Consider the following 12,262-nt stretch of genomic DNA (forward strand, 5'->3'; position numbering starts at 1 on the left):
TTCACTCTTTTTCATAAAATTCAGTTTTCTAGATTCCAGCGTCACGCGCTGGAATGACACCTGTATTTCTCTTTGCCATCAATCCCTACTCTTTAATGTCATACCAGTACCTCTTTTTCTTGTCATCCCAGTGCCCAGACACTGGGATCCAGTCTTTTTTGTCATCTAAAGCTAACACTAGCTATCCCCTCGATGGTGCTTTTTCTGGTGCCTTTCCTATTGAATCCACATGATTATTAACTTTTACATCATCAATCAATCTTTTTGGTGGTTGAGCAGTACTAGCATTAGACTTTCCATTAGAAGCTTGTTCTTGCTGATTGTCAGATGGAATATTCCGTTGATTATTATTACTCAAATTTATCCTTCTTGACTGTGTACTATCGAGTTTAAACTTTCCACCTCTTTTTTGCTGATCTCTCTTCGGCGTCTGCCCTGTAGGTTCCGGTGGACACACCTCTTTCTTCGGTCCCTCCGGCTTCGCTTTTTTCTCTTCTTCCACTTTTGGTTTTGTTTCTTTTACCTCGCGGTTCTCATTGTTTATAACCTCTTTAAATATAGGAGGCATTATAGGTTTTGGTAAAAGATCAAGTTCTGGTTTGCTCAGAACAACCGGTCTTACAAATCCTGGTGAAACTTCAAAAAGGAAAACTGGCACTTTAGGTTTTTCTCTTTCATCTACCTTTATTTCTACGTCTTTATGAACTTCTTTATTTTCTTCCTTTAATGATGTTTTTTCTGCTTTTTTATCTTCTTTTTCTGTAGATGCCTCTACCGCAGCCGCCAACTCAACTCCAAACATCTCTGCGAACATTGTAACAATCCATCCGACAACGGCCATTTGTAACCTGAGTTTCAGATCTTGCAATGCAGTTAATCTTTCTAACGCCCTTGCAAACTCTTCTTCTGATAACTCACCACTGCCTAATTTTTCCTGCAATTCTTTTATCTCTTTGTCCAACCTCTGATTGAAACTTAAATCGCGTGCAAAAATCTTCTTGATTAACTCCTTAAGCTTATCACGCAAAAACTTCATTATCGCAGCAATCAGGTTTTTTTCTTTCTTCTCCTTGAGCATTTGGTAGATTTTCGGATCATCTACATCTACTTCAAAAAGGGTAAAGAGAGATTCAAAGAAATTCCAGAAATCTCCAAGTACTCTTCCTTTTTCACCAGTGAAGTAATCCTCATCATCACCTTCTCCGATATGTAGCTCTGCTTGAGATGATATTTCATCGATACAACTAGAAGCCTGACGCTCACACTCGAGCCTCCTGAGCAAATCTTGTCTGGTGAGCTCCTCTATGGCTGCTTTTAGTTCATTTAGCTTCTGCTCTGCAGAGAAATCTTGCTCCCTGATTTTTCCTTGGAAGATCGAGCTACCGTTTCCGTTATTATCTGAAAAATTTTCCATTATTTTTGCCTCCTCAATAAAATTACTGCCTCTGTTGTTACCTGAAAAGCTTTCCACCATTTTTACTTCCTTCATAAAACTTAATTCTACAGTACTAAATATTTAAGAACTATTAATGTAAAGATGTCAATAAAATTATTTACATTTTTACACTATATATATATTATATCATGTGCTATTTAACCTTTCAATAATATTTTTTATTTTTACTGCTTCTTCAAACTCTAGCATGCGCTTTTCTTAAATTATCCTTATTAATATTTGCTTTTGCCTCTATCCCACTTTTTCTTGTAAAGTATTTGATATAGATTTTATTATACTCTTTGGCATAACATTTGCAACATACTTTATCTATAAATGGAAATTATTATACTTGCAGCTAGACACAATTTGAAATAATTTACACTATAAAGTTAAGGAACGAGATCCCAGTGTCACGCACTGGGATGACAGCAGTCCTACGTCATACCGCGATTCATTCGCGGTATAGATTCCGCTAACAAGTAGCGGAATGACGAATTTTTGTTTTTCAAATTATCGTAAGTCACTTTAGCTATATCAGACAATAGAGGCAGTGCGTAGAGGAGCTCACCAGACAAGATTTGCTCAGGAGGCTCGAGTGTGAGCGTCAGGCTTCTAGTTGTATCGATGAAATATCATCTCAAGCAGAGCTACATATCGGAGAAGGTGATGATGAGGATTACTTCACTGGTGAAAAAGGAAGAGTACTTGGAGATTTCTGGAATTTCTTTGAATCTCTCTTTACCCTTTTTGAAGTAGATGTAGATGATCCGAAAATCTACCAAATGCTCAAGGAGAAGAAAGAAAAAAACCTGATTGCTGCGATAATGAAGTTTTTGCGTGATAAGCTTAAGGAGTTAATCAAGAAGATTTTTGCACGCGATTTAAGTTTCAATCAGAGGTTGGACAAAGAGATAAAAGAATTGCAGGAAAAATTAGGCAGTGGTGAGTTATCAGAAGAAGAGTTTGCAAGGGCGTTAGAAAGATTAACTGCATTGCAAGATCTGAAACTCAGGTTACAAATGGCCGTTGTCGGATGGATTGTTACAATGTTCGCAGAGATGTTTGGAGTTGAGTTGGCGGCTGCGGTAGAGGCATCTACAGAAAAAGAAGATAAAAAAGCAGAAAAAACATCATTAAAGGAAGAAAATAAAGAAGTTCATAAAGACGTAGAAATAAAGGTAGATGAAAGAGAAAAACCTAAAGTGCCAGTTTTCCTTTTTGAAGTTTCACCAGGATTTGTAAGACCGGTTGTTCTGAGCAAACCAGAACTTGATCTTTTACCAAAACCTATAATGCCTCCTATATTTAAAGAGGTTATAAACAATGAGAACCGCGAGGTAAAAGAAACAAAACCAAAAGTGGAAGAAGAGAAAAAAGCGAAGCCGGAGGGACCGAAGAAAGAGGTGTGTCCACCGGAACCTACAGGGCAGACGCCGAAGAGAGATCAGCAAAAAAGAGGTGGAAAGTTTAAACTCGATAGTACACAGTCAAGAAGGATAAATTTGAGTAATAATAATCAACGGAATATTCCATCTGACAATCAGCAAGAACAAGCTTCTAATGGAAAGTCTAATGCTAGTACTGCTCAACCACCAAAAAGATTGATTGATGATGTAAAAGTTAATAATCATGTGGATTCAATAGGAAAGGCACCAGAAAAAGCACCATCGAGGGGATAGCTAGTGTTAGCTTTAGATGACAAAAAAGACTGGATCCCAGTGTCTGGGCACTGGGATGACAAGAAAAAGAGGTACTGGTATGACATTAAAGAGTAGGGATTGATGGCAAAGAGAAATACAGGTGTCATTCCAGCGCGTGACGCTGGAATCTAGAAAACTGAATTTTATGAAAAAGAGTGAATAAAATTTTTTAAAAAAAAATATAAAAAAGTGCTTGCACTTAATTTTATTTTTAGTATATTAGTTACATAATATTTTTACTGGAGGTTAATATGCATAGTAATAATGGCTCAGGCAAAAGGCAATTTGATAATACTGCACCAGGAGGAGGGAGAGTTGATATAACTAAATTAGATCAGAAAAAGCTAGAGAATTTTGGTGAAAGGTTTAAGCGTGAAGATGAAGAGAGGAAAAGAAGGGATGAATCCAATAAAAGTAAAAGTAGTGGTCAAGGCAGTTCAAGATTTTAAGGTATATTAAAAGTAGGGAGGGTATTATGTTTAGTGCGAGTGAAATGAATCAAGCATTAGTAAAGGCATTTAATATTAGTGTTTGTTATAACAATATTATTAATACTAATCTAAAAGTACAAAATGTACATCGAGGTTTACGTAACAAGGATCATATTGTTATCTCATTTGATAAAAGTATGGATGCTGATCAATGCATGAAGTATTTAGACAATATGAAAGGAAGGATAGTAGAAACATTCTGTGGAAATGAAAGTACTGCTAGTTTATCTTTTGATATGAAATCTTTTCCTTTTAATTTCAATCGGAGCCAATTGGTAGATAGTAATGGAAAGTATAGATTTTCAGTGCCGATAGATCAAAGTATAGTTTTCAATCTAAAATGTTTGCTAGCTAATGGGCTTGCGAGAGACATCACAGGTGCTATGGGAAGAAATTTTGGTTTAGAACATGTAGAAGAGTATACATCTGATGAAAGCTTTGACAGGAAATCTTATCTATATTGTATGCGTTTCTATGATAAAAGGTTACAAGAGTATTTTATAGAGTCATTCTCAGCGACAGTAAAAGGTTATAAAAATAGTCCTAAAAGAACTGATGATTTCTTGAAAGTCAAGGACAATTGTGTATATATAAAGAAAAGCCTCTTTGATAAAACTAAGTTCATTAATGAGATAGAAGAAAGTCAAGCATGTTTGATAGGACGTGATCTTCAAACTTCTAGCTCAGATGATCCAGCTATTGAGAAGATTAAGTATTTAATAACTGGCTTCATTCGTAAAGCATGCCCTCCTCTTTATTATGTCTTTCATACTTCTTATTCAGGAAATAATGAGGATTCAATTTTAGTTCCTATTGTAAGTTATGATAACTATTATAGATTTTTAACCAAAGAAGAAGTAGATACTATTAATAGTAGCTTTGGTATGGTTGTGTTAAATAATATTGAAAGTTACACTTCACCAAAACACCTACCAGTATTTGGTAGTAGAGGAATATACGGTATAGACTTTTCTAATAAAGAAATTTCTCACTGTGTGATAACCAAAATAATAAAAAACTCTGTAATCAACAAAGACCATGAACTGTCCATTGACCCTGAGCTTCCTCGAACGCCATTAGCTGAAGCATCACAGACACAGGAGTTTCCCAAGCGAAGTCGTGGTAAAGGGTTAGAGAGGCCTCCCAGGCAAGAATCAGAAAGAGAGGGAGGAAAAGGGGGGCTGTTTCAGTTGGTGCCGGGGGAAATAGATTCAAGTCAATCCACTTGTGGTCAATCACAGCTATCTTTGACCTGTAGACCACCATCGATTCTTTCTCCTAGAGCATGGGATAGTTCAACATTCTTAAATTCTGGGGTTTCTGAAGATTCTCTAAAAGATACGGCGAACATTTGTAATAAGGAACCTGAAAAACAGCAAGTTACTAAGGAAAAGGAAGAAGAAAAGTTGTTTAAAGCATTGCTTTATTGGTTTAACTTAAATAATTATGCTTTGGATCCTCCTCATACTAACTTTATTGTAAAAAATGGGAAGATTGCTAGTTTAATTGATGATAGTGTTGATGTAAAAGAGTATTTAGAGGAGATAATAGATAAAACGAAAGAAGAGTATCGTGTCAATAAGGAAGAAGCCTATGATTTCAATGAGTTTCCATTTCAATTTCTTTCTAATTGTGAGAAAAACCAAGAAACAACAGTTGTTGCTAATATAAGTCGTGGTGCCTTACTTAACTTAAAAGAACTTTTTAGTCGGGAGCATGAGGGAAAAGTAGAAATAAAAGATATCGACATTAACATCGTCGAAAAGGCAGTGAAATCTGAAAAGGACAAATGGGTAAATTTTCAGGTGCAAGAACATGGGTTATCCCCTAAAGAAGCAATTAAAACCTGTTATCCCGATGAAAGCGTATTAGAATATATTTCAATTACAAAAGACAAAGGTGGATACTGGATTAACCGTGATTATGATGGTTCGGAAGTAGAGTTGTTTAGGGGAGAGCGATGGCCTGCTAAAGATAAATCAAAAGCTGAAAAGATGAAGCCCGAAGATAATAAAGACAGCGGTTACTCTTCCGGGTTCGTAACTGATGCTGAAAACGTAAGCTCTAAAGCTGAGGCAACAACAAGTGGTTATGAGTCTATGGATTGTGAGAATACTAGAGGAGGATCGCCAAAACGTAAGTCTCCATCGCCTGAAGATGGAGGTAGTACAACAAAAAAAACTCGAAGCGAAAGCGATAGTTCATCATTTGAAGGGGAAGTAGGTTCACCACGCCCAGGTTTTTCCGGTTCCACAATCGAACAAGTCCGCGAACAGCTCAATAAAACCGGAATATAAAAATGATAAGGGACCTTTTGGAAACTAACTTAGGTTTATTATCTAATCCACTGCTCTCAGCCATCTAAGCGTTTTATTAGGGTTGGGGCCAAAGTCTCTGACCCTAAAGGCGCTGGTGTTAATTTTTCTCATCCATTGCAGATATTGCGCGGTACTATCCACTTGATCATCGTGGCGAGCTTCTGGGAACATTAAAATTTCATATTCGAAATCGCTGAGCCATACTGCTTGATGCGGCAGAAAAACCCTGCCAGACTCTATTATCGGAGCAATTTGATAAAATCGAGTGAGTTTGTCATTGTGTGGAATTATTTCGATAATCGGTAGATCGCTATTTGCCTTTAGCTCTTGTGTTATAGCTCTTTCGATAAAAGTCCGGATGTGATAGGATAAGGATAGATGATGATAAGGAGGTTGAATGCCAGCAGCATATAGTTATGATTTAAGAAAAAAAGCAATGGAAGCGCTAGACGAAGGAGAAAGCAGAGAAACAGTGGCAGCAAGATTTAAGATTGGACGAACTACTTTATGGGAGTGGCAGCAAAGAAGAAAAGAAACAGGAGACTTTCAATCAAAAAAACTTGGAAATGGGGGTTACAATCACAAAATTACCGACTGGGATACCTTTGCCAAATTTGCCAGAGAACACGGAGGAAAGACTCTATCGGAAATGGCTAAACTTTGGAACAACGTTAGTATCCAAACGATCTATCGAGCCCTTAAAAAAATTGGATTTACGCGCAAAAAAAGACATATGGATACAAGGAAAGAAACGAAGAAAAACGTGCTGAATTTTTGAAAATTATAGCGACAAAAGAACCTAAAAACTTAGTGTATATAGATGAGTCTGGCATTGATAACACCGAAGACTACCCCTACGGATATTGCCAGAAAGGACAGCGGTTTTATGCCTTAAAATCTGGAAAGAAAACTCAACGAATCAGTATGGTTGCAGCCTTAAGTGGAAGAAAGATAGTTGTTCCGTTAACCTTTGAAGGCCACTGTAATATGGATGTTTTTAATGGATGGTTTGAGCAATTTTTGACACCGATCTTGGAACCTGGACAGACTGTCATTCTTGACAATGCTACTTTTCATAAGTCTGATAAGATTATCGAGCTTGCTAAAGGGGTTGGTGCAGAAATTTTGTATCTGCCGCCTTATTCTCCAGATTTCAACAAAATTGAGCATCATTGGTTTGCTATAAAAAACAGAGCCAGGAAAAACATTCCTCTATTCGAATCCTTTCTTCGTGCTGTTGATTCTGCCTTCCTATGACCTGTTTGGACTATTATGAGAAATGCTATAATTGTTGACCACTCGTTTTTGCTTCGATCAAAATTGCGTGTGGCGTCCATCTTACAGCTAGTGACAGAACTTGCTCTTTAAGCTTTGGGTACTCAAGCTTTGCTCGATATACATCAAGTAAATAGAATTTATTATCTATTTTTGCCCAGGTGGTGCAGACGCTAAAGTCGCTGGAATCGTTTGTTGAAAATGCAGTGTCCCAGCTTTGAGTTACATGTGAGAGATTATCAGGGAAATTTTTATAGCGCTTTAGCCACTCTTGTTTTATTATACCGCTTGAAAGTGGTAGAGGATTTTGTTGATATTGAGCAGCAAAAGCGTAACTCCCGAGTTCAACTTTTATCATCTCAACTTCTTCTCTTCCTCCCTCCAGGGGATATAATAACTCATTCTCTTCTCTTGAGTATAATACTCTTGCAGGTAGTGTCATTCCAGCACTTGATGCTGGAATCCAGTCTTTTGCGGTTGAATTTTCTGGATCCCAGTGTCTGGGCACTGGGATGACAGGAGGGGGGGTTGGAATGACACCAGTATGGTTATTAATTGAATAAATAACCTCCTTATTTTCAGAAATCATTGGCAAACAAATGTGATGCCATATGTTTTTTGGCTTGGATAAGAGGTGCCCAGTTAAGTCTTCCAGGTGGAGCCTATGCATCACAAGCACAATTACTCCTTTTTTTCTATCGTTGAGTCTCGTTACTAAAGTCTGATCGAACCAGTTTGTGGCACGTTTTCTAAATGTTTCACTCAAAGCTTGAGCAGGGTTAAGCGGATCATCCACAATAATAAAGTCACCACCTTCACCGGTTAATGTTCCTCCAACTGATGTTGCGATTCTGTATCCTCTCTGCACTGTTTGGAATTTATATTTAGTGTTCTGGTCTTTGGATAGTTCTACCTCTGGAAATAGCTTTTTATACCAATCAGATTGCATTATGCACCTCGTATCGAGCGAATGTTTTTCGCTAAGCAACTTAGAATAACTTGCAACTATTATTCTTGCAGTTGGCTGATTTCCCAGTATCCATGCGGGCCACGCAACACTCATACATATGGACTTCATTGAACGCGGAGGCATATTGAATATTATGCGCCTTACTTCGCCAGCATTCGCTGCTTCCAGCCTGTCTGCTATGACTTTTATGTACTGATAATCATTATACTCACATCCCGGCACCACTGTTTGAAAGCACAGTTCAATGAATTTTAGAAAATTTATATTATCCATATGTGTATTTTAGTGAATGGAATGTAGACTTTAATAGTTTTGATTTGTCTTGTAAGATTGAGGTGTTACAATGACAGGCTTACAATGCTGCTAATTTAGTAAATAACCTACGAGTGCTATTTCTTCAACTTTATCGAAGTAAAGAATTGATTTCCATTGCGGTAAATGAGCAACATTATTGAATCTTTACCGTTTTTCTTTACTGCTGAATCAACTTGTTTTTGAAAATCATTAGTATTTTCTATATCGGTTCCATCTAATTGGATAATAATGTCTCCTTTTTTAATACCACGCAACGTGGCATTACTGTTACTATCTACATTAGTAACTATCACACCTTTTGTAGGATTACTTTCTTTTGATTCTTTTGGCAGGTTTGAAACAGTTAAACCAGTTATGTAATCGGATGTTGATTTGTTTTCTTCTTGATTATTACCTTGACCATCATTTGCAGATTCTTCAATCACAACCTTAATATTGACCTCTTTGCTCTTTCTAAGTAACTTAATTTGTACTTTTTTTCCAGGTTCAGTTCTTGAAACCATTTGAGGCAGTTGTGTCATTCTATCAATTTTTTTATCATCAAATTCTAATAATATGTCACCCACCTTAATTCCACCTTTTTCTGCAGGACTATCCTTTACTATACTTGCAACCAATGCGCCTTTTATATCTTTTAAACCCAAGGACTCAGCAAATTCTTTCGTTATAGGCTGAACTTGCACACCAAGCCAACCATGTTTTATTTTTTTGCCACTTTTTAATGTGTCAATAATTGACATAGCTAAATTAGATGGTATAGCAAAGCCTATACCCACATTGCCGCCAGACTCAGATGGGGAATAGATAGCGGTGTTAATGCCTATAACTTTTCCATTTAAATCAAATAATGGCCCTCCAGAGTTGCCTCTATTAATTGCAGCGTCGGTTTGAATAAATTCATTCATAGTGCCGATACTAATGTCTCTAGACCTTGCAGATATAATTCCTGTGCTTACAGAGCTACCCAAACCAAATGGGTTACCTATTGCAATAACTGTATCGCCAACCCTTGCTGTATCAGAATTACCAAATGCAACAAAAGGAAGATCTTTATTAGAATGAACCTTAAGCACAGCAAGATCAGTTCTTGCATCATAGCCTAAAACTTCTGCTTTGAAATAAGTATTATCGTTCATAGTAACTGTGATATCTTGGGCGTTTTTAATAACGTGACAATTGGTTACTATAGTTCCACCTTTATCTATAATAAACCCAGAACCAAGCAACACCACCTCTCTGTTAACACTAGGGCCCCTATCCATAAAAAACTGATCAAAATGCTCAAAAAATTCTCTAAAATCATCAAAGAAATTATTTCTTGGCATAAAAGGGATTTTAGTTCTATTGTTACTTTCTTGTTTGATTATTTGTTCGCTTGAAATATTTACAACCGCAGGAATGAGTTCTTCCACTAAATCGGCAAGTCCTTGATTACAGTTACATGCAGTAGTGCTAGCATTAACGACCTTTTTTGCATTCCAATCAAACATATTAGCGTACGAAGAAAACGCAATTAGAAAATATGCAAATATAGATAAAATAAATGCCTTACTTTTCATAAATTATTTCCATCCTTTGTTTAAAATATCTAAAAAGTTATTGTTTGGTGAAAGTACAAATTTAGTATTATTTTCGGCAAATGATTTACTGTAAGCGCTCATAGAGCGATAAAAGTTAAAGAACTCTTCATCAACCTTAAATGCCTCATTATAAATTCTAGTTGCTTCAGCATAACCACGGCCCCTTATTTCGTACGATTCTTTTACTGCACTGGAGATAATTTCCCTTTTTAATTTATCAGCTTTTGATCTAACTTCCTGCCCAGCTTGCTCTCCTTCTGCTCTAATTTCTTTTGCTTCTTTTTCCCTTTCAGTTTGCATACGGCGAAATATTGCAGAACTATTTTCTTCTGGTAAATCTGCTCTCTTAATTCTTACATCTATTATTTCTATGCCAAATTTTTCAGCTTCAGAATAAACTCCACGCTGAATCAATTGCATAACCTCTGATCTTTTTTCATTCAACAAGCTAATCAACGAAAATCTGCCTATATTTTCTCTTATGTGTGCTTCTATAACCGGATATAATCTTCTAACCAGCCCTGATTCATTCCTCACAGCCTGGTAAAAAGTAACAGGATTTGTTATTTTATATTTTGCATACGCATCTACTATAATACGTTTTTGATCCGCTGTTATCACTTCCCTTGGGATCTTATCAGGACTTAAATCTAAAACTCTTTTATCAAGAAACTCTACACTATTTATGAATGGCAACTTAAAATATAAGCCACTTTCCCTAACATCCCTTACAACTTTACCCAGTTGTATAACTATTGCTTGCTTTGTTTCTTGCACAACAAATATTGAATTAGATAAAACAATCAATAAAACAACAAATACAGAAACAAAAACAATTTTAATATTACTACTCATGGTTATTTTCCTAAATTTGTAAGAGGTAAATAAGAAAACATACCTTTCAGATCATCAGTTACAACAACTTTGTCTACCTTACTGAAAATATTTTCCATAGTTTCAAGATAAATACGATTCTTAACGAGAGAAGGATTCTGTCTATATTCCTCATAAAGAGATAAAAAGCGATTTGCATTACCTTTTGCTTCATTTATTACTTCATTTTCATATGCTTGTGCATCTAATTTTATCTTTATCGCTTCACCCTTTGCTCGAGGTATAATATCATTATTATAAGCATATGCTTCGTTTATAGTACGCTCTTTGTCTGCACGAGCACTTTGTACATCTCTAAACGAACTGATTACTTTTTCTGGTGGATCAATTTTTTTCATTTGAACAGATAAAATCTCTATGCCCATTTGGTATCCATCAAGAATCTGCTGCAATAGAATTCTAGTATCTCTAGAAATTTCTGGTCTGCCTTGACCAAGTGCAAAAGAGATCGTGTTTTTACCTATTATTTCTCTCATGGCACTTTCAGCAGCATTTTTAACACTGAAACCGGGTTTGTAATCCCGCACTTTGAATAAATAGTCCTTAGCATCTCTAACGCGCCATTGAACCTCGAAGTTAACGTTGACTATATTTTCATCTCCAGTTAGCATCACGCCTTCACCGCGATCTGTATCTCGCCCATAAGAACTACTTACCCCAATTTCTTCACGATTTACTTCCTTAACGTTCACTTTAAAAACCTTGCCAATAGGGTAGGGGAAGTGATAACGCAAACCAGGTGTTTCTGTATTAGAATATCTACCAAAGGTAAGTTCTATACTTTCTTCACTAGGATGGACAATATAAAAGCCAGTGCAAGCATAGAGCAGCAAAATAATGACAATGATGAAATAAGGTTTTTTGCCCCTGTTTCTGGTTAATCCATTAAGAAAGAACCTTATATCAGATACAGCTTTACTTAAAATATCTTCATTATTAGGAGTTTTGTTCCCTACCGGTTTCTTTCCCAGATTCCAAGGATTATTATCATCAAACATAATGATTGATTCTATAATTAATACGCTAATATTACTTCTTTAATAAGAAAATGCAAACATAAATTGCTATTTTATTTACAAATTAATCATCAGGATGGAAAACATGATCGTACACTTCCTTTTCTCTATGTAATATGGTCGACTCTATGGAATTTTCTGGCTTTTTTTTGAATTCTTTGTTGTCACTCTTTAAGTGCACTACGTCTTTGTGAAAATGGGAATTATACCTAAATAGTAAAGCTATTATTATTAAAGTTATAACAGCCAAAAAGATGAGAGTCCT

General features: G+C 36.2%; 7 protein-coding genes and 3 pseudogenes. 4 read left to right on the forward strand and 6 right to left on the reverse strand.

The window, feature by feature from the left end:
- Positions 1–181 precede the first annotated feature (181 nt).
- Complete coding sequence (locus OOL03_RS06090; RefSeq protein ID WP_264707693.1) at positions 182–1,474, reverse strand: hypothetical protein; 1,293 nt, start codon at positions 1,472–1,474, stop codon at positions 182–184.
- Positions 1,475–1,992: 518 nt separating this feature from the next.
- Between OOL03_RS06090 and OOL03_RS07205 the strand changes: the two are divergent.
- The 3 genes and pseudogenes from OOL03_RS07205 to OOL03_RS06105 form a co-directional block, all read left to right on the forward strand.
- A pseudogene (locus OOL03_RS07205) lies at positions 1,993–2,713 on the forward strand (hypothetical protein); the annotation flags it as partial.
- Between the two features lie 676 nt (positions 2,714–3,389).
- Entirely contained in the window at positions 3,390–3,587 is a 198-nt protein-coding gene (locus tag OOL03_RS06100) for a hypothetical protein (RefSeq protein ID WP_264339090.1), read from the forward strand.
- A gap of 44 nt (positions 3,588–3,631) precedes the next feature.
- A complete protein-coding gene (locus OOL03_RS06105; protein ID WP_264707296.1) occupies positions 3,632–5,926 on the forward strand; it encodes a hypothetical protein in 2,295 nt (764 codons plus the stop codon).
- Positions 5,927–5,968: 42 nt separating this feature from the next.
- Here the strand turns inward: OOL03_RS06105 and terL are convergent.
- A pseudogene (terL, locus tag OOL03_RS06110) lies at positions 5,969–6,283 on the reverse strand (phage terminase large subunit); the annotation flags it as partial.
- A gap of 61 nt (positions 6,284–6,344) precedes the next feature.
- Between terL and OOL03_RS06115 the strand changes: the two are divergent.
- Positions 6,345–7,204 (forward strand): IS630 family transposase gene (locus OOL03_RS06115; protein ID WP_264707034.1). Its coding sequence is split into 2 segments (ribosomal slippage): positions 6,345–6,669 and positions 6,669–7,204, totalling 861 coding nucleotides; the frame shifts between segments, so codons are not numbered across the junction.
- A 28-nt stretch (positions 7,205–7,232) separates the two neighbouring features.
- Here OOL03_RS06115 and OOL03_RS06120 read toward each other — a convergent pair.
- The 4 genes and pseudogenes from OOL03_RS06120 to hflK all read right to left on the reverse strand — a co-directional run.
- Positions 7,233–8,465 (reverse strand): annotated as a pseudogene (locus OOL03_RS06120) (WPE palindromic element domain-containing protein); the annotation flags it as partial.
- A 116-nt stretch (positions 8,466–8,581) separates the two neighbouring features.
- Entirely contained in the window at positions 8,582–10,066 is a 1,485-nt protein-coding gene (locus tag OOL03_RS06125; protein ID WP_264707298.1) for a DegQ family serine endoprotease, read from the reverse strand.
- 3 nt (positions 10,067–10,069) lie between these two features.
- Positions 10,070–10,942 carry a protease modulator HflC gene (gene hflC / locus OOL03_RS06130; protein WP_012673275.1) on the reverse strand — a complete coding sequence of 291 codons (873 nt, stop codon included), beginning with the start codon at positions 10,940–10,942 and terminating at the stop codon, positions 10,070–10,072.
- 2 nt (positions 10,943–10,944) lie between these two features.
- Complete coding sequence (hflK, locus tag OOL03_RS06135) at positions 10,945–11,979, reverse strand: FtsH protease activity modulator HflK (RefSeq protein WP_264707300.1); 1,035 nt, start codon at positions 11,977–11,979, stop codon at positions 10,945–10,947.
- Between the last annotated feature and the right edge of the window lie 283 nt (positions 11,980–12,262).

The organism is Wolbachia endosymbiont (group A) of Acrocera orbiculus, assembly GCF_947250015.1.
GTDB lineage: Bacteria > Pseudomonadota > Alphaproteobacteria > Rickettsiales > Anaplasmataceae > Wolbachia > Wolbachia pipientis.

Bases quoted from the DNA above. Each gene is read 5' to 3' on its own strand.
- OOL03_RS06090 (WP_264707693.1), bottom strand. From the start codon at position 1,474: ATGGTGGAAAGCTTTTCAGGTAACAACAGAGGCAGTAATTTTATTGAG.
- OOL03_RS06100 (WP_264339090.1), top strand. From the start codon at position 3,390: ATGCATAGTAATAATGGCTCAGGCAAAAGGCAATTTGATAATACTGCA.
- OOL03_RS06105 (WP_264707296.1), top strand. From the start codon at position 3,632: ATGAATCAAGCATTAGTAAAGGCATTTAATATTAGTGTTTGTTATAAC.
- OOL03_RS06125 (WP_264707298.1), bottom strand. From the start codon at position 10,066: ATGAAAAGTAAGGCATTTATTTTATCTATATTTGCATATTTTCTAATT.
- hflC (WP_012673275.1), bottom strand. From the start codon at position 10,942: ATGAGTAGTAATATTAAAATTGTTTTTGTTTCTGTATTTGTTGTTTTA.
- hflK (WP_264707300.1), bottom strand. From the start codon at position 11,979: ATGTTTGATGATAATAATCCTTGGAATCTGGGAAAGAAACCGGTAGGG.